This window comes from Agromyces sp. SYSU T00194, from assembly GCF_040496035.1.
In the GTDB taxonomy this organism is placed as follows: domain Bacteria; phylum Actinomycetota; class Actinomycetes; order Actinomycetales; family Microbacteriaceae; genus Agromyces; species Agromyces chitinivorans.
The window spans coordinates 366,764-389,792 of record NZ_JBEPJZ010000001.1 but is presented as its reverse complement, the minus strand read 5'-3'; the positions used below and the strand labels follow the sequence as shown (position 1 = coordinate 389,792).

Genomic DNA, 23,029 nt, shown 5'->3' with positions numbered 1-23,029 from the left:
CGTGCGATGCGACCGTTGGAGGGTTTCAAGATCCTCGACTTCTGCTGGATCGGGGCGGGCGCCCTGGTGACCAAGACGCTGGCGGAGCTCGGTGCGGACGTCTACCGGGTGGAGTCGAGCACCCACCCCGACAACCTGCGGCTCTCGCCCCCGTTCCGGCCCGGACGGGAGGGGATCGAGGGCTCGGGCTACTTCGCGTCGCGCAATCCGGGCAAGCAGAGCGTCGCCATCGACATGTCGACGGCCGCCGGGCGCGACGTCGCGCGCGAGCTCGCCGGCCGCGTCGATCTCGTCGCGAGCAACTTCCGCCCCGGCATCATGGAGCGCTGGGGCATGACCTACGCGGAGCTGGCGGCCGCCAACCCGTCGCTGCTGTACCTCACGATGCCCATGCAGGGCGCCGACGGACCGCACGCCAACTACATCGGATTCGGCTCGACGATCTCCGCGCTCGCCGGCATCGTGGGCCTGTCGGGCATCGAGGGTCGCGCGCCGGTCGGCACCGGCACCCACTACCCCGACCACCTGCCGAACCCGGGCCACGCACTCGTCGCCGTGCTCGCGGCCGTGCGCCACCGACGGGTCACCGGCGAGGGGCAGTGGATCGAGCTGTCGCAACTCGAGTCGACCGTGAACGTCGTCGGCCCCGCGATCGTCGAGTCCAGCATGGGCCACGAACCGCACGTCTCGGGCAACCGCTGGCCCGGTCGCGTGCCGCACGACGCGTACCGCACGGCCGACGACCGCTGGGTCGCCGTCTCGTGCCCCGACGAGGCGGCCTGGCGGGCGCTGTGCGCGGCGCTCGAGCTCGACGCCGTCGACGACGCCAGGTTCGCGGATGCCGCGGGCCGCGCGCGCCACGAGGACGAGCTCGGTGCCCTGCTCGACGCGACCGTGGGCGCCCGTGCGATGGAGGACGTGCTCGCCCGGCTCGCCGAGCACGGCGTGCCGCACGCCCTGGTGAAGGACTCGCGGGACATCGTCGAGGACCCCCTGCTCCGGGAGCGGGCGTACTGGGAGGACGTCGAGCACCCCGTGATCGGCCGGATGCCGATCTCCCGCACCCCGATCAGGAAGGTGGGCGTCGAGCGCGCGCCCGTGACCCGGCCGCCGCTGCTCGGCGAGCACACGTGGGACGTGCTCAGCACGGAACTCGGCATGTCGCGCGAGGACTACGACCGGCTCGTCGACGACGGCGTGCTCGCATGAGCGCCGATCCGATCCTCCTCGAGGTGGACGGCGCGGTCGCGACCGTGACCCTGAACCGGCCCGAGCGCCGCAACGCGCTCGACGCCCACGCGCGGCTCGCCCTCGTCGAGGCGTTCGCCGCGGTGGACGCGGACGACGCCGTGCGCGTGGTGGTCCTCACCGGCGCCGGCACCGCGTTCTGCGCCGGCACGGACCTGCGCGGCGGCCCGGTGCCCCCGGAACTCGCGACGCGGCCCCTCGCGGAACCCGTCGCCACGTGCACCCGTCCGGTCGTCGCCGCGGTGAACGGGCCCGCGGCCGGCGGCGGCTTCGAGCTCGCGCTCGCCGCGGACCTGCGACTGTGCAGCAGCGCGGCGACGTTCCTGCTGCCGGAACTGCGCATCGGGTCCCTCCCGGGCAGCGGCGGCACCCAGCGGGTGTTCGGGGCGCTGCCCGCGGCGATCGCGGCGCACCTGCTGTACACGGGCCTGCCGCTGGACGCCGAGGCCGCAGGCCGCTGGGGCCTGGTGAGCGAGGTCGTCGAGCCCGAGGAGCTCGGGGAGCGGGCGCGTGCGCTCGCCGGGCGCGTGGCCGAGGCGGCGCCGCTGTCGTTGCGCGCCGCCAAGCGCGCGGCGCGCGCGGCGTCGGAGCACGCAGACGGGTTCGCGCTCGAGCGCGCGCTCTGGGCGGAGCTGGCCGAGACGCGCGACCGGGCCGAGGGCCGGGCCGCGTTCCGGGAACGTCGACCGCCCGCATTCGAAGGACGCTAGGAGAGGAAGGAGCGCGCATGGCCTGGAGCCGCGCCGCGATCACGGGAGTGGGATCGAGTCGCATGGGGACCTTCCCCGGGTCGACGGCGAACTCGCTCGCGAAGGAGGCGTTCGAGGACGCCCTGGCCGACGCGGGCATCGCCAAGGACGAGGTCGACGGCCTCATCACGATGCCCGGCACGACCTCGCCCGAGGGGGCTCGGCACTACCTCGCCCTGGGGGAGCTGCTCGGGTTGAACCCACGGATCGCCTGGAGCATCTCGATGGGCGGCGCGACGGTCGGCACGCTCGTCCAGCAGGCCGCCCTCGCGATCGACGCCGGGATGGCCACCACGGTCGCATGCGTCTTCGGCGACGCGGCGAAGACCGGCGGCAGCCGCTTCGGCGCCGCCGCCGGCGGAGACGACTCGTGGGGCATCTGGGGCATGTTCGGCAACGCGGCGAACAGCGCGATCGCCGCGAGCCGGCACATGGCGCTCTACGGCACCACGAGCGAGCAGCTCGGCTGGGTCGGGGTGTCCACGCGTCGCCACGCGGCCCTGAACCCCGGGGCGGTGATGCGCACGCCGTACTCCATCGAGGACCACCAGGCGTCGCGCATGATCGTCGACCCGCTCCACCTGCTGGACTGCTGCCTCATCACGGACGGCGGCGTCGCGGTGATCGTCACGAGCCCCGAGCGTGCACGCGATAACGGCACGGCGCCCGTGACGATCATGGGCATGGGGCAGGCGCACAGCCTGCAGAAGCTCGACAAGGAGGACTGGTGGTACATGCCCCACCAGCGCGAGGCGATCTTCGACGCCTACCGCATGGCGGGCGTGGGCCCCGGGGACATCGACGTCGCCGAGCTCTACGACAACTTCACGATCTCGGTCCTGCTCTGGTTGGAGCACGCGGGGTTCGTGGGGGTCGGCGAGGCCGGCCCGTTCGTCGAGGGCGGTGAACGGATCGCGATCGGAGGGGAGTTGCCCGTGAACACCTCAGGCGGGAACCTGTCGGAGTCGTACATGCAGGGCTGGCTCCACGTCGTCGAGGGCGTGCGGCAGTTGCGCGGCGGCCTCGGTGCGCGGCAGGTCGAGGGCGCGGAGGTCGCGCTCGTGACCGGGCGCGGCATGACGCTGAACACGTCGGCGGCGCTGGTGCTGGGGGCGGACCGATGAGCGAGCCGGTGCTGCCCAACGTCACTGAGGCGAACGCGCCCTTCTGGGAGGGCTGCGCCGCGGGCGAACTGCGGGTGCAGGCCTGCGACCGCTGCGGCCTGCTCCGCTACCCGATCGCGCCGTGGTGTCCGCGCTGCCTCGCCGAGGAGTGCACCTGGACCCCGCTCTCGGGCGACGGCGAGGTGCTGAGCACGCTCGTCTTCCACCAGCGGTACCACCCGGCGTGGGCAGACCGCCTCCCGTACAACGTCGTGCTGGTCCAGCTCGACGAGGGGCCCCGGATGCTCAGCAACGTCACGCCGCTCTCCGAGACCCACGTGCCGGTCGGCAGCCGCGTCCACGTCGCGTTCGAGGAGGAGTCCGGCGTCGCGATCCCGCGCTTCCGGATCGTCGGCACGTGACGGACGACCCCGCGGACGCGCGGGGAGGTGCGACCCGCCGGGTGCTGCGGCTGCCCGCCTTCCGGGCGTTCCTGGCCGGTGCGGCGGCATCGAACGTCGGCACGTGGTTCCAGGACATCGCCGCCGCGATCGTCATCTTCCAGGCCACCGGATCGGCCACGCTCGTCGCCGTGCTCGCGGTGTGCGCGCACGGCACGACCATCGCGTTCGCACCGCTGGGCGGCGACCTCGCCGACCGGTTCGACCGCCGCCGCCTGCTGGTCGCCGCGAACGCCGCCCAGGGCGTCGCCGCCGCGGTACTGGCCGCGCTCGCGTTCGCCGGCGCGGCGACGGTGCCCGCGATCCTCGCGGTGGCGTTCGCACTCGGCATCGGGCGCGCCGTCAACAACCCGGCGCTGCAGTCGCTCGTGCCCGCGATCGTCGAGCGCCGCGACATCGCCCAGGCGACGGCGCTGGTCTCGATGACCTACAGCCTCGCGCGGGTGATCGGCCCCGTGCTCGGCGCTGCGGTCGTCGCGCTGGCCGGTGCGGGGCCGGCGTTCGCGGTGAACGCCACGTCCTTCCTGCTGTTCGCGGCGCTGCTGCTGGGGTTCGTGCACGTGCCGCGCAGCGCCGCGGCGGGACGCCGCGGCGGCATCCTCGGCGGCATCCGCGTGGTGCGCCGGCGGCCCAGGATCGGCCGGCTGCTCGGCGCCGGCGTGCTCGTGGGCATCGCGACGGACCCCGCGATCACCCTGGGTCCGGCGCTCGCCGACGCGTTCGACGCCGGCACCGCCCGCGCGGGCTGGTTCGTGGCGGCGTTCGGGGCGGGCGCGGTGCTGGTGTCGCCCTTCGTCGGGCGCCTCCGCGACGCACTCGGTCCCGACCGCACGTCGCTCGTCGCGCTCGTGCTCGTGGGTGCGGCCTTCGCGGGAGTGGCGGTCGTCGGGGCCACCGCCGCAGCGGCCATGGGGGCGGTCCTGGTGCTCTTCGCGGTCGCCGGCGTCGGGTTCCTGCTCGGCAACTCCGACGTCGTCGCGGGCATCCAGGACGAGGTGGACGATGAGGTGCGGGGCCGGGTGCTCGCGCTCTGGAGCATGGCGTTCGTGGGCTCGCGACCGCTGGGGGCGCTGCTCGACGGTGCGCTGGCCGACGCGCTGGGCCCGACCGCGGCGGTCGGGGCGACCGGGGCGCTCGTGCTGGTCGGGGTGCTCGTGCTGACGATGCTCCGGCGGTCGGCCGCCTCGTGAACGGCCGCCTACTGCTCGGCCGAGTCCTCGCCGCTGCCCGCGTCGTTCAGCACGAACCTGCCCCAGCCCCCGAGGGTCCCCACGATGGACTCGTACCGGGGCACCGCGTCCTCGATGCGTGCGGTCGCGTCGTTCAGCAGGACGTTCACGATCGCCAGCGGCGCGACCAGCGAGTTCTGCGCGGCGACGCCCGACACCCGGGAGGCGATCACGGTGTCGACCCGCTGGCCGACCGGGGAGATCGGGGTGTCGGTGATGCCGATCACGTGCAGCGAACGACGTTTCGCGAGCTCGATCGCCTCGACGGTGGCCGTGCTGTAGGGCGCGAACCCCACCGCGATGAGGACGTCGTCGGGGCCCGCATGGAAGAGCAGCGGCATGTGCGGGCCGCCGGGATTCTCGAGCAGGAAGACCTCGTCGCGCACGCGCTCGAGGGTGAGCGCCGCGTAGGCGGCCAGGGCGCCCGAGGCGTAGCCGCCGACCAGGAACACCCGGCGCGCGGAGACGATGGCGTCCACCGCCGCCGTGAGCACGTCGGCGTCGAGCCCGGCGATGGTCTTGCGCAGGTTGTCGAGGTCGTGGCTGAGCGAGGTCGCCTGGCCGGGTGCGAGGTGCTCGACGCCCGTCGGCTGGTCGGCCCCCTCGCCGACGGCGCCGCGCATCTGCCCGCGCACGACCTTGCGGACGCGCTCCTGCAGGTCGGGGTAGCCGCTGAACCCGATCTTGTAGGCGAAGCGCACGACCGTGGAGGGTGCGACCGCGAGCCGGTCGGCGAGCTTGTCCACCGTCGCGAAGGCGACGAACTCGGGATCCTCGACGACGGCCTCCGCGATGCGCTTCTGCGAATGGGTCAGCTCGTCGTACTTCCGCCGTACCGTCGTGAGGACGTCGGACTCGTCCATGCTGGTCGTTCCTCTCTCGCACGGCCACCGAGTGCAAAGACCGTGCCATGTACACGTCGAGAGTACAACGACAATTGCTTCACTTGGATAGGCTGGAGGCGTGTCAATGCGGACCGAATCTGATCTGGTGGTGCCGGCGACCCTCGCGCGCCGGTACGACGGCAGCGACCCGGCGCGCGAGCCGGGCGAGACGTGCCTCGTCATCGCGCCGGGAGCGGACGGCTGGCCGAGGCCGGCCCTGCTCAGTGCGGGCGAGATCCTCGTCGTCGACGGGGGGCGGGTGGTGATGCTGATGCTCCACGCCGGCGGCCGCACGGCCGCCGCCCTCGAGGCATCCGGTCGCGGGCTCCTCGTCGCCGACGCCGACGGCGGCCTGGTGCGGGTGCGCCTGGCCCTGCGTCGCGTGCACGACGCGGCCGCCGAGCGCATGTCGCGCATGGTGCTCCGCGGCGAGGTCGCGGACGTCGAGCGCGACGAGGTCGGGTACGCGCGCGTCACGCACGGGATCGGGTACGAGCTCGCCGACCCGGCGCCCGTGCTCGAGCGCTGGAGCGGGCAGCTGGACGTGCTCCGGACGGCGGCGGAGCGATGACCCGCCGCATCGTCGTCGCGATCACCGGGGCCACGGGGGCCGTGTTCGGCATCCGCATGCTGGAACGGCTCGCGGAGTTCGACGTCGAGCGGCACCTCATCATCTCGAAGTGGGGCGCCAAGACCATCGAGCACGAGACCGGCTACTCGGTCGCGGAGGTCCGGGCACTGGCCGATGTCGCGCACGGCCACTCCGAGCAGAGCGCAGTCGTCTCCAGCGGGTCGTTCGCCACCGAGGGCATGGTCGTGGCGCCCTGCTCCATGAAGACCCTCGCGTCGATCGCCTCCGGGCTCGCGGACGACCTCGTGGGCCGCGCGGCCGACGTGGTGCTGAAGGAGCGGCGGACGCTCGTGCTCATGGTGCGCGAGGCGCCGCTCAGCGCGATCCACCTCGAGAACATGCTCAAGCTCGCCCGCCTCGGGGTGTGCATCATGCCGCCCGTGCCCGCCTTCTACAACGCCCCGGAGTCGGTCGAGGACGTGGTCGACCACCTCGTCACCCGCACCCTCGACCAGTTCGGCCTCCACTCGGAGGCCACCGTGCGCTGGGACGGGCGCCTCGTGCGCGCGGGCGGCCGGGTGGTCGTCGAGGGCCGGATGCCGGCCTGACCGCCACCGGGCGGCGGGCGAGCGGATGCCGCGCGCGAGCCGGTCTCAGCCGGCGAGCAGCGCCGCGAGCGCGCCGACGTCGCCGTCGCCCGTGACCGCTGCGACGATGCCCGCCGCGGCGTCCGGGCCGGCGGCGCGGTCGAGCTTGCCGCGCACGTCCTCGCGCCGGAGCGGACGTTGCGGGGCGCCCAGCGGGACGTCGATCTCCGCCACGACCTTCCCGGCCGAGCGCAGGCGCACGCCGCCCTGGGGGAGGTCGGGGTCGAGTCGTACCTCGACGGTGCGGGCGAGGGCGGCGACCCGCTCGTCGTCGCGTCGGGCCGACGAGGTCTGCTCGACCCAGAACGACCGGTCGAGCCAGGACACGGCGGCGATCCACCTCGCCGACTGCATCGCCGACAGCGAGTCGTCCCAGCCCATCTCGGCGCAGAGGGCGTGGCCCTGCTCCGGCAGCTCGACCTCCAGGCGGGGGTGCGCGCTCGCGTCGGACGCGCCGGTCGCGGCCTCGATGAGCGACTGCAGCGAGCTCGACGCGGGCCACCGTCGCAGTGCGAGGCGGTCGAGCGACCAGTGCTCGCCGAGCCGGTCGCGGGGATCGGCGGCGGCGGTTCCCGAGCCGAACGCCGCGTAGAGTCCGCCGGCCGGGGCGGTGAGCGCGTGCGCGCCGCCGCCGTGGCCGGCACGGGCGAGCTCGGCAGCGGTCAGGCCGGCGGCCGACGCGCGCGCCTGGGTCAGCTTGACCCCGGGGCTGCCGAGGGTCGCGAAGGATCCGCCGGAGTGCAGGCCCGCACCGCCGAACGCCTGGGTCATGGCCTCGGGGTCGAGCCCGAGGAGCGCCCCGGCCGCGGCGGCCGCGCCGTACGGACCGACGACCCCGGGCGCGTGCCATCGGCGGCCGTCGAAGGCCTCCGCGGGCAGGGCGTCGCACAGTCGCACGGTGACCTCTGCACCGATCGCGAATGCCGAGACCACCTCGCGCATCGGCGTCGCGTCCCCCGCGGCGGCGAGCACGGCGCCGAGCACGGGCGGCGTGACGTGGCAGAGCCTCGGGCGGTAGACGTCGCACATCGTGAGCGCCGTCGCCTGCCACGCGTCGAGCATGGCCGCGCCCGCCGGCGCCGCCCGCCGGTCGCCCACCACGAGGCCGTCGCCCGCACCCGTCAGGCTGCGGACGGCGGCGTCGAACCCGTCGCGCCCGGGCGCGTGCCGCCCTGCGACGGCGCAGGCGAGTGCGTCGATCAGGAGGTCCTCCGCCCTGGCGCGCACGGCGGGCGGCAGTGCGGCGGGCGTCGCCGCGAAGTCGGCGAGCGCACGCTCGGGTGAGGGAGGCGTCATCCGGCCCGGTCCAGCATCGCCGCATCGGCCCGTGCCACCACGTCGTCGGCGAAGCGCCGGATCTGGGCGGCGAGCGCATCGGGCTCATGGGCGTCGAACACCACGATCAGCTCGTCGTTGCCCGCCTCCCGGAACGCGACGAGATCGGCGGCCATCTCCTCCGGGGAGCCGGTGATCGCGTACACGTCGCCACGGGGGCGGTCGAAGTACACGCGTGCGCGGGTCGAGACGACCGGCATCGGGCGGCCCGTCAGGGCGAACGCGGCCTCCAGCTGCGGCATCCGCTCCCGCAGGTCGTCCGGGGACGTCTGGGCCGCGTGGTAGCCGTCGCAGAGCTCGGCGGTGCGTCGCAGCGCCCGCCGGCTGCGGCCCCCGCACCACACCGGCAGCTGCTCGCGGGCGAGGGGGAGCGGGGCGAAGGTGAAGTCGTCGATCGTGTGGAACTCGCCCTCGAACGGCTCCCGAGTGCCCGACCAGAGGTGGCGCCAGAGTCGGATCGTCTCGTCGACGTAGGCGCCTCGGGTGCGGAAGCGATCCTCCTTGCCCATGTTGCGGTACTCCTGGAGGTCGCCGCTGTCGCTCACGCCGACGCCCACGACCAGGCGGCCCCCGAGGAGCACGTCGATGGTCGCGAGCTCCTTCGCGAGCAGGGGCGCGTCGCGCATCGCGGGGGACACCACGGACGTGCCGATGGTGAGTGCGGGGTGGCGGCCGCCGACCCAGGCGATGGTGGTCAGCGCCTCCAGCATCGTGCCGTACTCGTCCTCCTCCTCGCCGCGCGGCACCATCAGGTGATCCGTCACCCAGAGCGAGTTCCAGCCGACCTCGGCGGTCGCCGATGCGGCGGCGTCCAGGAGTTCGGGCCCGGCTCCCGCCCCCTTGTTGGGCAGGACCAGCCCCAGCTTCATGCCGGCCACGGTCTGTTGCGAGGGCGTCATCGCTCCTCCGATTCCCTGGTGGTGTGGACGCGTCCGCGCGTCCGTCGTCGCGGACGCGCACGGGTCGTGCGACGCCCGTCCTCTCGGAGAAGAATATTGCACCATCGCCAGAAAGAAACAAATGTGCCACGATTCCTTGACTTATGGAACGTGCGTTTGGTTCTATGATCCCATGCCCCGGAAAGCCGGGGTAACCCGACCGCAGAATGGCCTGCGGAGGAAGGTTGCACCAATGAGAAGGCACACGCTGGCAGTGTTGGCAGCGACTGCGACGATCGTCCTGGCCGGGTGCTCCGGCGGGGACGGAGGAGGAGGAGACGGCGGAGACCCCGAAGCCGACCTGAGTATCAGGATCATCGGCATCGGCACCCCCGACTTCAGTGCGGTCGACGTCGCGAAGTGGCAGATGAACCTCGAAGAGGCAGGGTTCGACGTCGACTTCAAGAGCGTCGAGGAGGAGGATGCGGCGCTCCGCGCGGTCGTCGCAGGTGCAGCGGACGTGTACATCGGTTCGCTTCCGTCGATGATCACCGCCGTGCAGAACACCGAGGCGCCGGTGGAGTTGATCGCCGTGAACGCCCAGGCGACGGACTACGTCGTGCTGGCCGAGGAGGGCATCGACTCGATCGACGACCTCGAGGGCCAGCTCATCGGCGTGAACACGCCGGGCTCCGCGGGCGACACCATCATGAAGCTCGCACTCGAGGCGGAGGGCTTCGACATCGACTCGCCCGAGTACGTCGTCATCGGCGGCACGAGCGCCCGAGTCGCGGCGCTGCAGGCCGGGCAGGTGCAGGCGACCGTCGCGCACCTGGTCAACGCCGAGGCCGCGATCCAGGCGGGCCCGTTCACCGCGCTGCTCTACTGCGGCCCGGCGCTCGGTCCGTACATCCAGACGGGCCTGATCGCCTCGACGGAGTTCACCGAGGGCAACCCCGAGGCCGCGCAGGGCGCGGTGGACGCGATGCTCGACGCGCTGCGCTGGGCGGCGACCGAGAAGGAGGAGTACATCGAGCTCTCCTACGAGGTCGACACGGAGAGCTCCGACGAGCTGCGCCAGTCGGCGTACGACCAGTTCGTCGACATCGACTTCTTCGCCGTCGACGGCGGGCTGGACGACGAACTCGTCGACAACTGGATCCAGACGTCCATCGACGCCGGGGACTTCGACGCCGCGACCATTCCCGACAAGAGCGAATGGCTCGACAGCACGTTCGTCGACAACTACCTTGCCGAGAACGGCCGGTTCTGAGACAGGAACGGAGAACCACTCAATGCTGAGCGTCGTCAATCTCTCGAAGAGCTACGACCCCGAGAAGCCGCCGATCCTGGCGAACTTCAACCTCGAGGTCGGGGCCGGGGAATTCGTATCACTCCTGGGTCCGAGCGGCTGCGGGAAGACGACGGCACTGCGCATCGTCACCGGACTGCTCCGGCAGTCCGGTGGCGAGGTGCAGGTGGACGGTCGGGTCAGCGAGGGTCCCTCGCGCGACAAGGCCATCGTGTTCCAGAACTTCAACCTCTTCCCCTGGAAGACCGCGCTCCAGAACGCCGCCTACGGCCTGGAGGTGCAGGGCGTCGGGAAGAAGGAACGCCTCGAGCGGGCAGCCGAGTACCTCGACCTGGTCGGTCTCGGCAGTCGCAAGGACCACTTCCCGACGCAGCTCTCGGGCGGGCAGCAGCAGCGCGTCGGTCTCGCCCGGGCGCTCGCCATCGAGCCCAAGCTCCTCCTCATGGACGAGCCGTTCGGTGCGCTCGACGCGCTCACCCGCGAGCAGTTGCAGGGACTCCTGCTCGACATCGTCGCCGACCGCGGGCTGTCCGTGCTGTTCGTCACGCACTCGATCGACGAGGCGATCTACCTCTCCGACCGGATCGTGGTGATGGGCGTCGACCCCGGGCGCGTGATCGCCGACCTCCCGGTCGCCATCGACAAGCCCCGCAAGGACGGGCACTGGCGCGGCACCGAGCAGTACGGCCAGCTGCGCGACGAGTGCTGGAACCTGCTCCAGTCGCAGATGCAGGTGGGTGCGAAGCTGTGACCGACGTCCGCGACGCGGCGCGCACGAAGGCGGTGCTCATCCCCGACGACGAGCCCGTCACCTCGCGCGTGCAGCGCGTCCTCCGGAGCCCCTGGACGATCCGCGCGCTCTCGCTGCTGCTGTTCCTCTCGGTCTGGGAGTACTTCGGGCGCGACATGCCGCTGGTCATCTCGAGCCCGTCGGCGATCGCCCAGGCGGCGGTCGAGAACTTCGTCCCCGACATCCTGCCGGCGCTCGGCGAGACGCTCCGCGGCCTGTTCGCGGGCATGGCGCTCTCCGTGGTGGTCGGCGTGCCGCTCGGACTGCTGATGTCGTTCAGCAAGGTCGTCGAGATCGCGCTGGCGCCCTACGTCTACGCGCTCTACTCCACGCCGCGCATCACGCTCATCCCGGTGCTCGTGCTCTGGCTGGGCATCAGCTTCGAGATGCGGGTGGGCATCGTCTTCCTCGGTGCGGTGTTCCCGATCCTGCTGAACACCTACCTCGGCGGAAAGGAGGTGCCGCGGGGACTGCTCGACGTGGGCCGCGCGTTCCGCGCGTCGCCGTTCAAGGTCTACCGGAGCATCATGCTGCGGTCGAGCCTGCCCTACGTCTTCAGCGGGTTCCGGCTCGGTCTCGGGCAGGGGCTCACCGGCGTCGTCCTCGCGGAGGTCGCGACCTCGGCGGGCGGCATCGGCAACCTGATCACGCTGTACGCCAAGTACTTCCAGATCGACGCGATGTTCGTGGCGATCGTGCTGCTCGGCCTCATCGCCGTCGTGATCCAGGAGTTCATGGCCCGGCTCAACGTCCGGTTGACCGAGCCGTGGAACCATGCACATCGCCGATCGTGGCTGACCCGGATCAAGGGGGTGCGCCAATGAGCGCCCAGACCGAGGCCGCGCAGGCGCACCTGCGCCGTGCGTCGCGCAAGAACCGCTTCACGAGCACGCCCGTCGGGCAGTGGAGCATCCGGGTCGGCATGCTCGTGTTCGTGCTCCTGCTCTGGGAGTTCACCGCCAAGGACATCAACCGGGCGCTCACCGCGCCGCCGTCGGAGATCTTCGTGGCGGCGTGGGACCAGTTGTTCGTCACCGGCGTCGTCTGGGGGCCGCTGCTCACCTCCTTGCTGCTGCTCGTCGCGGGCCTCGCCACGGCACTCGCCATCGGCCTGCCGATCGGCATCGCGATGGGCCGGTGGAAGCCGGTGGCATTCGCACTCGACCCGTACGTGACGTTCCTGTACTCCCTGCCGCACGTGGCACTCGTGCCGCTCATGATCATCGTGCTCGGCTTCGACTGGCAGTTCCGGTACGCGTACGTCGTCCTCTCCGCGGTCTGGCCGGTGATCATCAACACCATGGCCGGCGTCCGGGCGGTCGACAAGGCGCTCATCGACGCCGGCGTCGCCTACACGGCGAACGAGCGGCAGATCATCCGCGGCATCGTCCTGCCCGCCGCCTCGCCGTTCATGGTGGCCGGTGGCCGCCAGGCGTTCGCGGAGGCGTGGTCGGGCGTGATCGTGGCGGAGATCACGTCGACGCTGGTCGGCGTGGGCGGCATGATCGAGCTCTTCGCGATCGAGTACCTCACCGCGCAGATGTTCGTACCCATCTTCATCATCATGATCATCGCCGTCGCGATCCAGGGACTCGCGGCGTGGGCGCAGCAGAAGCTCACGCCGTGGCAACCCGGTCGCGGGGCGTTCGAATGACCCCGGGAGGCGTGGGCGTCCGCCCGCCCCGCCGTCCCGGCCGCATCAGCATCAGCATCAGCACGATCGAGGAGGACTCGTGACCGACACCCTGACGACCCATTCGATGCCCGGACGCGGTGACGCGGAGGCGGTGCCCTTCGACGACCGCGGCGACGCGCCGACCGGGCTGCGCCGGTGGCTCGCGGAGATGGATCGGCTCGGCGAGCTGCGCGTGGTGGAGGGCGTCGACGCCGAGGCGAGCATCGGCCACGTCTCGGAGATGCTGCACCACACCGAGGACTCGCCTGCGGTGCTGTTCGACCGCATCCCGGGCTACGAGCCGGGGTGGCGGGTGCTGGTGAACTCGCTCGGCAACCGCGCGCGACTCGCGGCGACGCTCGGGCTCCCCGCCGACATCGGCACGTTCGCGCTCTGCGACGCGTGGGGCCGGCACCTCGACGAGGCCGTGCCGCTGCCGACCGAGGAGGTGGCGGAGGGCCCGATCACCGAGAACGTGATGACCGGCGACGACATCGACCTGTGGAAGTTCCCCACCCCGCTCTGGCACCCGGAGGACGGCGGCCCGTACATCGGCACCGGCTGCGGCATCATCACGCGCGGCCGCGACGACGGCATCGTGAACATGGGCGCGTACCGCGTGCAGGTGCACGACGAGCGCACCACGGGGCTGTACATCTCGCCCGGCAAGCACGGCCGCCTCCACCGCGACGGCTACTTCGACAACGGCGAAGACATGCCCGCCGTGATCGTCGCCGGGCTCGATCCGCTGCAGTTCATGGCGAGCGGCCTCGAGATCCCGAACGGGGTGAACGAGCTCGAGTGGGTCGGAGGTGTGCAGGGCAGCCCGATCCCGACCATAACCGGCCGGTTCACGGGCCTGCCGATCCCCGCCGACGCCGAGATCGCGATCGAGGGGTTCCTCCGCCACGACAAGGAGCGCATCGAAGGGCCGTTCGGCGAGTGGACGGGGTACTACGCCTCGACCGCGCGACCCGAGCCGGTGTTCGAGGTGAGTGCGGTCTACTACCGCAACAACCCGATCATCCTCGGCTGCCCGCCCGAGAAGCCGCCCTACGAGGCCCAGCGGTTCCAGCAGTACGGCCGCAGTGCCAATCTCAAGCGCGAGATCACGGCCGCGGGGATCCCCGGCGTGACCGCGGCCTGGACGCACAGCGTCGGCGGCTGCCGGCTCTTCAACGTCATCGCGATCTCCCAGAAGTACCAGGGGCACTCGCGGCAGGTCGGCACGGTCGCGGCGCAGGTGCGCCAGGCCAACTACCTCGGTCGCATCGTGGTGGTGGTCGACGACGACATCGACATCACCGACCTGCACGAGGTGATCTGGGCGGTCTCGACGCGGGCGGATCCGGAGCGCGACACGATCATCCTCACCGGGGCGCTGAGCGGACACCTCGACCCCGCGATCCATCCCGATCGCAAGGGCACGAACTCGCGCATGATCATCGACGCCACCCGGCCCTACGAGTGGCGCGACCGGTTCCCACCCGCGATCGGGCCCTCGACCGAGGTGAAGCAGTACACGCGCGACACGTGGTCCTGGATCCTCGGATGACGCGTCCGGCCGAACCGGCGGTCGGGTGCGCGCGATGAGGGTCACCCGTCACGGTCATGCGGCGCTGCTCGTCGAGTGCGACGAGGTGCGGATGCTGCTGGATCCGGGGTCGTACGCCGACGAGTCGGCGTTCGCGCTCGAGGGGGTCGACGTGGTCGCCGTCACGCACGCCCACGCCGACCACTTCGATCCCGACCGGCTCGCCGCGCTGCACGCGCGCAATCCGAACGCGGTGCTCTGCGCACTGCCGGAGGTCATCGCGAGGGCGGGGGAGCGCTGGAGCGCGACCGTCGCGATGGAGGCGGGGCGGCACCTCGACCTGCCCGGGCTCACGGTGCGCGCGGTCGGCGGCACGCACGATGCCATCCACCCGGAGCTGCCCGTGCCGGGCAACCTCGGGTTCGTGCTCGCCGAGCGCGACGGGGTCTCGCTGTTCCATCCGGGCGATTCGTACGCGGCGGTGCCGGAGGGGGTCGACCTGCTGGCGGTGCCGATCGCCGCGCCGTGGGCGCGCCTCGGCGACACCGTCGAGTTCGTGCGTCGCGTCGCGCCGCGGTGGGTCCTGCCGATCCACGATGCGGGCCTGGCCCCGGTGTGGCGCCGGTACTTCTGGTCGACGGTGCTCGGCCTCGGCGGTGCCGAACCGGCGCCGGGGCTGGACGACGGGGTGATCGAGGTCGTTGCCTCGGGCGCGCGCTGACGCGCCGCGTGTTAGCGTGACGAACAGCGAACTGAATACCCGCATCGTGGCGGGAGAGCCCGCCGGGTCCGCCCGGGCGGCGCCGTAGGAGCAAGCCCCTCCCCGGGAATCTCTCAGGCACCCGTACCGCCACGACAGGGAACTCTGGAAAGCAGCAGGCCACGGTCTGCTCACCGACGGGGCAAGGCGGCGCGAGCCGCGCGAATCTCTCAGGTCATCGACAGAGCGGGGAGGAACCACCCGACGCCGGCGCGGCCGGCCCCGACCCGGGAGTTCCGATGACCCACCCTCCGACGACCGCAGCAGAGCGGATGCGGCCCGCAGCCGCGTCCCCGATCGCGGAGTCCGCGCCGATGCCGAGCGCGCTGGACCTGTTCACGATCGGCATCGGGCCGTCCTCCTCGCACACGGTCGGGCCGATGCGCGCCGCTCGCAGGTTCGTCGACGGCCTCGCCGCGGACGGGATGCTCGCGGAGGTCGCGCGCGTGCGGGTCGAGCTCCTCGGCTCGCTCGGTGCCACGGGGCGTGGGCACGGGTCGGATGCCGCGGTCGTCCTCGGCCTCGCCGGCGAGCACCCGGAGACGGTCGACGCGGCGAGTGTCGGCGCCCGGGTGGCGCGGGTCGCGGCGGAGCGGACGCTGCTGCTCGGCGGGTCGCAGCGCATCGCGTTCGATCCCGACGAGGACGTGGTCCTCCACCGCCGGAAGCGGCTGCCGGGGCACCCGAACGCCCTGACCTGCGAGGCGTTCGACGGCGCCGGCGCGACGCTGCGCACGGCGACGTACTACTCCGTGGGCGGCGGTTTCGTCGCCGACGACCTCGGCGGCCGCCCGACCGTCGTCGAGCAGCGCGCGGACGTGCCGTTCCCGTTCGCGTCCGGCGCCGAGCTGCTCGCGACGTGTCGAGCCGAGGGGATCGACATCGCGCAGGCGATGCTCGCGAACGAGTGCGCGCGGCGGCCCGAGGCCGAGGTCCGCGAGGAGCTGCTGCGGGTCTGGCGCGTCATGCGGGAGTGCGTCGAGCGCGGATGTTCCGCGGAGGCGGAGTTCCTGCCGGGATCGCTGCGCGTGCGCCGGCGCGCGCCCGGCCTCGCCCGGAAGCTGTCCGCGGCGGGCGAGTCGGGTCCGAGCGGCGCGATGGACTGGGTCAGCCTGTGGGCGCTCGCGGTCAACGAGGAGAACGCCGCGGGCGGCCGCGTGGTGACCGCGCCGACGAACGGCGCGGCGGGCATCGTGCCCGCGGTGCTGCACTACGCCGACCGGTTCGTCGGCGAGCTCGGCGACGACGCCGTGGTGCGCTTCCTGCTGACGGCCGCGGCCATCGGCCTGCTGCTGAAGCGCAACGCGTCGATCTCGGGCGCGGAGGTCGGCTGCCAGGGCGAGGTCGGCTCGGCCTGCTCCATGGCGGCCGCGGGGCTCTGCGCGCTGCTCGGCGGCACCCCGGAGCAGGTCGAGAACGCCGCCGAGATCGGCATCGAGCACCACCTCGGCCTCACCTGCGACCCGATCGGCGGGCTCGTGCAGATCCCGTGCATCGAGCGCAACGCCATCGCGAGCAGCACCGCGATCAACGCCGCGCGCATCGCCCTGCACGGCGACGGCACGCACCACGTCTCGCTCGACCAGGCCATCGCGACCATGCGCGAGACCGGCGCCGACATGAAGCGCAAGTACAAGGAGACCTCGCTCGGCGGACTCGCCGTGAACGTCATCGAGTGCTGAGCGCGGCGGGGCGGTGCCGCGCCGCGGCACCCGGAGACGCGAAGAAGCCCGGGCGAACCCGGGCTTCTCGTTCTGGTGGCTCCGACGGGCGTCGATCCCGTGACCTCACGATTTTCAGTCGTGCGCTCTACCAACTGAGCTACAGAGCCTGGTGCATCCGACGATGCGTTTCAGGCGGGGCATCCGAAGATGTTCCCCATACGGAGATGGGCTCTCGAGGAGAGCCCATCCGCCGAAGCGACCCTGACGGGACTTGAACCCGCGACCTCCGCCGTGACAGGGCGGCACGCTAACCAACTGCGCCACAGGGCCTTGCGTATTGAATTGTAACCTTCGTTCAGCGTGACCCCAACGGGATTCGAACCCGTGCTGCCGCCGTGAAAGGGCGGTGTCCTAGGCCGCTAAACGATGGGGCCGGGTGTCGCGCTGGACGCGACCGCCGACAGCCAAGCATACGGGCAGTTCCGCCAGATTCCAAAACGAGGCCGGAACCGATCCCGCGACGGGCCGTCGGCGCTCCCGGCGGGGGCCCGGACCCCGGGTAGCGTCGCGCTCGGCACGTCCCTCGTCCGGGGGCCGAGCACCACGTCGGCCGGCAATACCGAGGATCAGGCGGTCCGTTGTTACTGTGGCTGACGTTGCGGATGTGACGGATGTGACGATCGTGACGAAACCGGCCGAACGGCGGGAACGGGGAACCATGGCAGACGGGGCGGGGGAGGCGACGCAGGTCGCACCGCGACGCGCGCGGCGCGTCGGAACCGCCCTGCCCGGCCTCCGCCGCGCCATCGGGGTGTTCGGCGCCCTGCTCATCGTCGCGTCGATGTCCGTCGCCGCGCCCGCACCCGCGAACGCCGCCGACTACCCGACCTGGGACGAGGTCAAGAAGGCCAAGGCGAACACCGCCGCCGGCGCTGCCGCGGTCTCGGAGATCACCGACCTGATCGCGCAGCTCGAGGTGCGCGTGGAGGAGACCCGGGCCGAGGCCGAGCGGCGTACCGACGAGCTGCTCGCCGCCCAGCAGGCGTTCGACGAGGCGAACCGGCGTGCCGAGGAGATCCAGCAGCAGGCCGACGAGTCCGCGGCCGAGGCGGCCGAGGCCGAGGACAACGCCGGCCAGCTCGCCGCGCAGCTGTACCGCGCAGGCGGCACCGACCTCGGCATCAACATGATGCTGGAGGCCGGCACCGCGGCCGAGACCGACGAGCTGCTCTCGAAGCTGGGCAACATGAGCAAGATGGTCGAGCGCACGGCAGGCGTCTACGAGGAGGCGCAGCAGGCCGCGAACACCGCGAAGGCGCTCGGGGAGCAGGCCGCCGTCGCGCGCGACGAGCGCGAACAGCTCCGCATCGCGGCGGAGGAGGCGCTCGTCGCCGCGCAGGAGGCGCAGGCCGCCGCCGAGGCGGCGCTCGCCGAGTCCGAGGACAAGAAGATCGAGCTCGAGCAGCAGCTGAAGTACCTCAAGGACAAGGAGGCGACCACGATCGCCGCCTACCAGGAGGGCGAGCGCAAGCGCAAGGAAGAAGAGGAGCGCCGGCGCAAGGCTGCGGCTGCGGCGGCGGCGCGGGCCGCTGCGGCGGCCGCCGCAGCGGCGGCGTCGGGCGGTGGAGGCGGCCTCGCGGGCGGCACCACGAGCAGCCAGGGCTGGGCGATCCCGGCGTACGGGTACATCAGCGGCACCTACGGCCCGCGCACCAGCATCTGCACCCCGGGCGGGTGCTCCGGCGGCTTCCACTACGCGACCGACCTGGCGACCGGATGCTCCGCGCCCATCTACGCCGCCCACTCCGGCGTCGTCGTCTACGCGGGCTACTCCGGCACCTACGGCAACTTCATCAAGATCGACCACGGCAACGGCATCGCCACGGGCTACGCGCACATCCGGTACGGCGGCGTCTTCGTCGGTGTCGGGCAGACCGTGAGCGCCGGGCAGAACATCGCCAGCTCCGGCAGCACGGGTGCGTCCACCGGGTGCCACCTCCACTTCGAGGTGTTCCAGAACGGGTACCGCATCAACCCGCAGCCGTTCATGGCCGCGCGCGGAGTGCCGCTTGGCTGACGCCCGCGGGCCGCTGCGGCGGCGGCAGTCCGCGACGCTCTTCTCCGGCGTCGCGGTGGGGGTGCTCGCGGCGTCGGGCGGCGTCGCCGCTCCCGCCTTCGCGGCACCCGACTACCCGTCGTGGGCCGAGATCGAGGCGGCGAAGGGCGACGAGGCGGCGACGCAGGCGGAGATCGACCGGGTGTCCGAGCTCCTCGCCGGGCTCCAGGACGCCGCGGATGCCGCGGTGCGCGACGCGCAGGTCGCCGCGGAGGCGTTCCACCTCGCGCAGGACGAGCTCGACGCGGCCCTCGCGCGGGAGGCGGAGCTCGCCGCCCAGGCCGACGAGGCCGAGGCGCGCGCCGAGATCTCGAAGATGCGCGCAGGGCTCCTGGTCGCCCACCTCGCACGCACCGCGGGCACCGACCTGTCGCTGCAGCTCGTGCTGAGCGGGGCGGACGCCGAGACGCTGCTCGACGAGCTCGGGCGCGCGAGCAAGGTCGGCGAGCAGTCGCAGCTCGTGTACGACGAGGCCGTGGCCGACCGGAACACGGCCGATGCGCTGACGGCGGAGGCGGCGGATGCCGCCGCGGAGCGGGAGCGGCTCGCGACGGCGGCCGAGGCGCGTGCCGACGAGGCCGAGGCGGCCGCCGTCGCCGCGCAGGCAGCGGTCGACGAGCAGGAGCAGCGCTCGGTCGAGCTGTACGCGCAGCTCGCCTCGCTGAAGGACACGACGGCCGCCCTCGAGCGCGAGCGTGCAGAGGGGCAGCGGCAGGAGGCTGCGGAGCTGGCGCTGCGCGAGCAGGTCGCCCGCGAGCAGGCCGCCCGCGAGGCCGCCGAGCAGGCGGCGCGCGAGCAGGCGGAGGCCGACGCCGACGCAGACTCGGGTGCCGACGCCGACGCAGACTCGGGTGCCGCCGGCTCGGGGAGCTCGAGCGGGTCGTCGTCGGGCGGGAGCTCGTCGGGTTCGTCGGGTGGTTCGTCGGGGGCATCCGGCGGCTCGACCCCGACCCCGACGCCGCAACCGGAACCCGCCCCGGCGGCGCCGAACACGACCGCCGTCGAGACCGCGATCGCCTACGCGCGCGCCCAGCTCGGCGAGCGCTACCAGCTCGGCGGCGCCGGACCCGACGTGTGGGACTGCTCGGGGCTGACGCTCATGTCGTACCGCGCGGCCGGCATCGCCATCGGCACCCACTCGGCCACCAACCAGTACGCCACCCTCGCGTCGCGCGGGAAGGCCGTGCCGCTCTCGCAGGTCCAGCGCGGCGACCTGCTGTTCTGGGGCGTGCCGGGCAACTACTACCACGTCGCGATCTACCTGGGCGGGGGCCGCATCATCGAGGCGCCGAACCCCACGAAGCCCGTGCGCGAGTACTACATCTGGGGCTCGCCGTCGGCGGCCGCACGGCCGGCGGGCTGAGCGTCCCGCCCACGGCATGACGACGGCCCGGCGCATCGCGCGCCGGGCCGTCATGCGGGGAAACCCGCGGGGTCAGTGACCGGGGTAGGCCTCGATCGCCTTGGCGATGAGGCGCTCGGCCTCGGCGGCATCCGCCCAGCCCTCGGTCTTGACCCACTTGCCGGGCTCGAGGTCCTTGTAGTGCTCGAAGAAGTGCTGGATCTCCTTCTTGGTGTACTCGGGCACGTCGGCGACGTCCTGGATCCCGTCCCAGCGGGGGTCGCCCGCGGGCACCGCGATGACCTTGGCGTCGCCGCCGCCGTCGTCCTCCATGAGGAACACGCCCACGGGGCGCACCGTCACGCCGACGCCGGGGAACAGCGGGTACTGGGTGAGCACGAGCACGTCCAGGGGGTCGCCGTCGTCGCCGAGGGTGTGCTCGAAGAAGCCGTAGTCGGTCGGGTACACGAAGTTCGTGTACAGCACGCGGTCGAGGAAGACGCGCCCGGTCTCGTGGTCGACCTCGTACTTGTTGCGGCTGCCCTTCGGGATCTCGATGATCGCGGCGTACTCGCCCATGGTTCTCCTTGTGTGTGAGGTGCCCCGGGGCTCGCGGCCGCGCGGGAAGACGGGAATAAGGTTACTTGATGCCTTCCGACCCGCCGATGGACGAGCGCGCGGCCCCCGACGACCGCCGGCCGCGCCTCACGCCGCCGATCGCGGACGTGCGTCGCGCGGTGCGCGAGGCGCTGGAGGGGCTGGTGCCGGATGCCCCGGGCGGCGACGGGCCCGCAGGCGACGCGCCGCTCGTGCTGGTCGCACTCTCCGGCGGCCCCGACTCGCTCGCGCTCGCCGCGGGCACCGCGTTCGAGGCGCCCCGCGCGGGCCTGCGCGCCGGTGCCGTGATCGTCGACCACGGACTGCAGGAGGGGTCGGCGGATGCGGCGGCCGCGGCCGCGAACCAGGCCCGCACGCTCGGGCTCGAGCCGGTCGTGGTGCACCCGGTGCAGGTGCGCGCCGGCGGCGACGGCCCCGAGGCATCCGCCCGCGCCGCGCGCTACGCCGCGCTCGACGCGGTGGCGCGGCGGAACGGCGCCGTGCGGGTGCTGCTCGGGCACACGCTCGACGACCAGGCCGAGACCGTGCTGCTCGGGCTCGCCCGCGGCTCGGGCGCCGGCAGCCTGCAGGGCATGTCCGCCGACAACGGACAGTACGCCCGGCCGCTCCTCGGCATCCGGCGCCGCACCACCCGGCAGGCCTGCCACGACGCCGGCTTCGACCCGTGGGACGACCCGCAGAACCTCGACCCCGCCTCCGCGCGCGTGCGGGTGCGCGAGCAGGTCCTGCCGGTGCTCGAGCACGCGCTCGGTCCGGGCGTGGCCGAGGCGCTCGCACGCACGGCCGAGCAGTTGCGCGAGGACGAGGCGGCGTTCGCCGACCAGATCGACGAGTTCATCGAGGAGATCTGCGAGCCGGCCGAGGCGGGCATCGCGGTGTCGGTGCAGGCGCTCGCGGCGAATCCGGCCGCGCTCCGGCAGCGCATCATCCGCCATGTCGTCGCCAGCGAGTTCGGCACGTCGCTCTCACGCGTGCAGACGCTCGAGGTGGCGCGGCTCGTCACCGACTGGCACGGGCAGGGCCCCATCGACCTGCCGGGCTGCCGCGCGGCGCGAGCGGGCGGGCGGCTGGAGTTCACCGCCGCGGGCTGACCGGCCCGCGCGGGCGGTCAGGCGGCGAGCACGACGATGCCGGCGACGACGGACGCGACGCCGAGCACCAGCGCGATCGCGATGAGCACGACGTGCACCGTGTAGAACGGCGTGCGGCGGCCCTCGGCGTCGCGCGCCCGTGGGTCGTTCGCGATGCGGGGGAGGAAGCGCGGCCAGACGACGAGGTTGAACAGCGCGTTGGCGAACAGCAGCACGGCGGCGAGGATCTCGGGCATCACGGGCATCCTACGTGCGCCCGGTGCATCCGCTCGCCCTCGCCGGCGCCGGCGCCGGACATGCGCCGCGCGCCGCGGACTCGTAGGCTCGGAGGCGGAACCGTCGGGCGACGAACGAGGAGCGGACCCACCATGCGCGCGAGCGACATCGAGGCAGACCTGACCGAGGTGCTCTGCACCGAGGACGAGATCCACGGCAAGCTCGCCGAACTCGCCCGGCGCATCGAGGCCGACTACGCGGGCCGCGACCTGCTGCTCGTCGGGGTGCTGAAGGGCGCGATCATGGTCATGGCCGACCTCGCGCGCGAGCTCGACCGGCACGTGCAGACCGACTGGATGGCCGTCTCGAGCTACGGCGCGGGCACGGTCTCCAGCGGCGTCGTGCGCATCCTGAAGGACCTCGACACCGACCTCTCCGGCCGTGACGTCCTCATCGTCGAGGACATCATCGACTCCGGGCTCACGCTCTCGTGGCTCACGTCGAACCTGCGCACGCGCGGCGCCGCATCGGTCGAGATCTGCGCCCTGTTCCGCAAGCCCGAGGCACTCAAGGTGCACGTCGACGTGAAGTACGTCGGCTTCGACATCCCGAACAAGTTCGTCGTCGGCTACGGCCTCGACTACGCGGAGAAGTACCGCAACCTGCGCGACGTCGGCGTGCTCGCGCCGCACGTCTACTCGTAGCATCCGCCCGCCGCGCCGCTCCGGCGGCCCCGCGGCGGCATGCGACGCACGCACCGCCCACAGCGAACACTCGGCAGACGCTGAGGACCCGCGGGGTAGCCT

Annotated in this window: 23 protein-coding genes, 3 tRNA genes and 2 riboswitches; of the genes, 18 read left to right on the top strand and 8 right to left on the bottom strand. The window is 72.7% G+C overall.

Annotation, left to right across the window (positions count from 1 at the left end; genetic code table 11):
- Positions 1-6 precede the first annotated feature (6 nt).
- The 5 genes from ABZK10_RS01915 to ABZK10_RS01895 all read left to right on the top strand — a co-directional run bounded on the left by ABZK10_RS01915 (position 7) and on the right by ABZK10_RS01895 (position 4,751).
- Positions 7-1,209, top strand: a complete 1,203-nt coding sequence (locus ABZK10_RS01915; RefSeq protein ID WP_353807488.1) for a CaiB/BaiF CoA transferase family protein — start codon at positions 7-9, stop codon at positions 1,207-1,209.
- Positions 1,206-1,958 (top strand): enoyl-CoA hydratase/isomerase family protein, encoded by a 753-nt coding sequence (locus ABZK10_RS01910; protein ID WP_353807487.1) that lies wholly within the window; start codon positions 1,206-1,208, stop codon positions 1,956-1,958. Before ABZK10_RS01915 ends, ABZK10_RS01910 begins: the two co-directional genes overlap by 4 nt.
- A 62-nt stretch (positions 1,959-2,020) precedes the next feature.
- A complete protein-coding gene (locus ABZK10_RS01905) occupies positions 2,021-3,121 on the top strand; it encodes a thiolase family protein (protein WP_353807486.1) in 1,101 nt (366 codons plus the stop codon).
- The gene (locus ABZK10_RS01900) at positions 3,118-3,522 is read left to right on the top strand and encodes a Zn-ribbon domain-containing OB-fold protein (protein WP_353807485.1); all 405 of its coding nucleotides are present in this window, start codon (positions 3,118-3,120) and stop codon (positions 3,520-3,522) included. The genes ABZK10_RS01905 and ABZK10_RS01900 overlap by 4 nt, the downstream gene beginning before the upstream one ends.
- Positions 3,519-4,751, top strand: coding sequence for an MFS transporter (locus ABZK10_RS01895; RefSeq protein WP_353807484.1), 1,233 nt, complete (start codon positions 3,519-3,521; stop codon positions 4,749-4,751). Before ABZK10_RS01900 ends, ABZK10_RS01895 begins: the two co-directional genes overlap by 4 nt.
- An 8-nt stretch (positions 4,752-4,759) precedes the next feature.
- On the opposite strand, the gene ABZK10_RS01890 is transcribed toward ABZK10_RS01895, so the two are convergent.
- Positions 4,760-5,653, bottom strand: coding sequence for a MurR/RpiR family transcriptional regulator (locus ABZK10_RS01890; protein ID WP_353807483.1), 894 nt, complete (start codon positions 5,651-5,653; stop codon positions 4,760-4,762).
- A 100-nt stretch (positions 5,654-5,753) separates the two neighbouring features.
- On the opposite strand from ABZK10_RS01890, the gene ABZK10_RS01885 reads away from it, so the two are divergent.
- Together ABZK10_RS01885 and ABZK10_RS01880 are read left to right on the top strand one after the other, a co-directional pair.
- Entirely contained in the window at positions 5,754-6,245 is a 492-nt protein-coding gene (locus ABZK10_RS01885) for a hypothetical protein (RefSeq protein ID WP_353807482.1), read from the top strand.
- Positions 6,242-6,853, top strand: a complete 612-nt coding sequence (locus ABZK10_RS01880) for a UbiX family flavin prenyltransferase (protein WP_353807481.1) — start codon at positions 6,242-6,244, stop codon at positions 6,851-6,853. The genes ABZK10_RS01885 and ABZK10_RS01880 overlap by 4 nt, the downstream gene beginning before the upstream one ends.
- A 45-nt stretch (positions 6,854-6,898) precedes the next feature.
- Here the strand turns inward: ABZK10_RS01880 and ABZK10_RS01875 are convergent, their stop codons facing one another.
- Positions 6,899-8,188: an MmgE/PrpD family protein gene (locus ABZK10_RS01875; RefSeq protein ID WP_353807480.1), complete on the bottom strand. Its 1,290-nt coding sequence runs from the start codon at positions 8,186-8,188 to the stop codon at positions 6,899-6,901.
- On the bottom strand, positions 8,185-9,126 hold the full coding sequence (locus ABZK10_RS01870; protein WP_353807479.1) for an LLM class flavin-dependent oxidoreductase: 942 nt from the start codon (positions 9,124-9,126) through the stop codon (positions 8,185-8,187). Before ABZK10_RS01870 ends, ABZK10_RS01875 begins: the two co-directional genes overlap by 4 nt.
- A 256-nt stretch (positions 9,127-9,382) precedes the next feature.
- On the opposite strand from ABZK10_RS01870, the gene ABZK10_RS01865 reads away from it, so the two are divergent.
- From ABZK10_RS01865 to ABZK10_RS01835, 7 genes are all read left to right on the top strand, one after another.
- Positions 9,383-10,378 (top strand): ABC transporter substrate-binding protein, encoded by a 996-nt coding sequence (locus ABZK10_RS01865; protein ID WP_353807478.1) that lies wholly within the window; start codon positions 9,383-9,385, stop codon positions 10,376-10,378.
- Positions 10,379-10,400: 22 nt separating this feature from the next.
- Positions 10,401-11,168: an ABC transporter ATP-binding protein gene (locus ABZK10_RS01860; protein ID WP_353807477.1), complete on the top strand. Its 768-nt coding sequence runs from the start codon at positions 10,401-10,403 to the stop codon at positions 11,166-11,168.
- Positions 11,165-12,031, top strand: coding sequence for an ABC transporter permease (locus ABZK10_RS01855; RefSeq protein WP_353807476.1), 867 nt, complete (start codon positions 11,165-11,167; stop codon positions 12,029-12,031). The genes ABZK10_RS01860 and ABZK10_RS01855 overlap by 4 nt, the downstream gene beginning before the upstream one ends.
- On the top strand, positions 12,028-12,861 hold the full coding sequence (locus ABZK10_RS01850; RefSeq protein WP_353807475.1) for an ABC transporter permease: 834 nt from the start codon (positions 12,028-12,030) through the stop codon (positions 12,859-12,861). Before ABZK10_RS01855 ends, ABZK10_RS01850 begins: the two co-directional genes overlap by 4 nt.
- Before the next feature lie 79 nt (positions 12,862-12,940).
- On the top strand, positions 12,941-14,437 hold the full coding sequence (locus tag ABZK10_RS01845; protein ID WP_353807474.1) for a UbiD family decarboxylase: 1,497 nt from the start codon (positions 12,941-12,943) through the stop codon (positions 14,435-14,437).
- Positions 14,438-14,471: 34 nt separating this feature from the next.
- Positions 14,472-15,137 carry an MBL fold metallo-hydrolase gene (locus ABZK10_RS01840; protein ID WP_353807473.1) on the top strand — a complete coding sequence of 222 codons (666 nt, stop codon included), beginning with the start codon at positions 14,472-14,474 and terminating at the stop codon, positions 15,135-15,137.
- Between the two features lie 40 nt (positions 15,138-15,177).
- A riboswitch (glycine riboswitch) is annotated at positions 15,178-15,276 on the top strand.
- A 3-nt stretch (positions 15,277-15,279) separates the two neighbouring features.
- Positions 15,280-15,363: riboswitch (glycine riboswitch) on the top strand.
- 127 nt (positions 15,364-15,490) lie between these two features.
- A complete protein-coding gene (locus ABZK10_RS01835; protein WP_353807472.1) occupies positions 15,491-16,858 on the top strand; it encodes an L-serine ammonia-lyase in 1,368 nt (455 codons plus the stop codon).
- 73 nt (positions 16,859-16,931) lie between these two features.
- Here ABZK10_RS01835 and ABZK10_RS01830 read toward each other — a convergent pair.
- From ABZK10_RS01830 to ABZK10_RS01820, 3 genes are all read right to left on the bottom strand, one after another.
- Positions 16,932-17,007 (bottom strand) — tRNA-Phe (locus tag ABZK10_RS01830).
- Positions 17,008-17,096: 89 nt separating this feature from the next.
- A tRNA-Asp gene (locus tag ABZK10_RS01825) sits at positions 17,097-17,170 on the bottom strand.
- Positions 17,171-17,201: 31 nt separating this feature from the next.
- Positions 17,202-17,274 (bottom strand) — tRNA-Glu (locus ABZK10_RS01820).
- A gap of 284 nt (positions 17,275-17,558) precedes the next feature.
- On the opposite strand from ABZK10_RS01820, the gene ABZK10_RS01815 reads away from it, so the two are divergent.
- Both ABZK10_RS01815 and ABZK10_RS01810 read left to right on the top strand, forming a co-directional pair.
- Positions 17,559-18,917: a M23 family metallopeptidase gene (locus tag ABZK10_RS01815; RefSeq protein WP_353807471.1), complete on the top strand. Its 1,359-nt coding sequence runs from the start codon at positions 17,559-17,561 to the stop codon at positions 18,915-18,917.
- Positions 18,910-20,319, top strand: coding sequence for a C40 family peptidase (locus tag ABZK10_RS01810; protein WP_353807470.1), 1,410 nt, complete (start codon positions 18,910-18,912; stop codon positions 20,317-20,319). The genes ABZK10_RS01815 and ABZK10_RS01810 overlap by 8 nt, the downstream gene beginning before the upstream one ends.
- 72 nt (positions 20,320-20,391) lie before the next feature.
- Here ABZK10_RS01810 and ppa read toward each other — a convergent pair whose 3' ends face one another.
- Positions 20,392-20,877 (bottom strand): inorganic diphosphatase, encoded by a 486-nt coding sequence (gene ppa / locus ABZK10_RS01805; protein WP_353807469.1) that lies wholly within the window; start codon positions 20,875-20,877, stop codon positions 20,392-20,394.
- Between the two features lie 68 nt (positions 20,878-20,945).
- Here ppa and tilS point away from each other — a divergent pair, with 68 nt between their 5' ends.
- Positions 20,946-22,007 (top strand): tRNA lysidine(34) synthetase TilS, encoded by a 1,062-nt coding sequence (gene tilS, locus ABZK10_RS01800; protein WP_353807468.1) that lies wholly within the window; start codon positions 20,946-20,948, stop codon positions 22,005-22,007.
- A 17-nt stretch (positions 22,008-22,024) separates the two neighbouring features.
- Here the strand turns inward: tilS and ABZK10_RS01795 are convergent, their stop codons facing one another.
- The gene (locus ABZK10_RS01795) at positions 22,025-22,243 is read right to left on the bottom strand and encodes an SCO4848 family membrane protein (protein WP_353807467.1); all 219 of its coding nucleotides are present in this window, start codon (positions 22,241-22,243) and stop codon (positions 22,025-22,027) included.
- 132 nt (positions 22,244-22,375) lie between these two features.
- On the opposite strand from ABZK10_RS01795, the gene hpt reads away from it, so the two are divergent.
- Positions 22,376-22,927 (top strand): hypoxanthine phosphoribosyltransferase, encoded by a 552-nt coding sequence (gene hpt, locus ABZK10_RS01790; RefSeq protein WP_353807466.1) that lies wholly within the window; start codon positions 22,376-22,378, stop codon positions 22,925-22,927.
- The last annotated feature ends 102 nt before the right edge of the window (positions 22,928-23,029 follow it).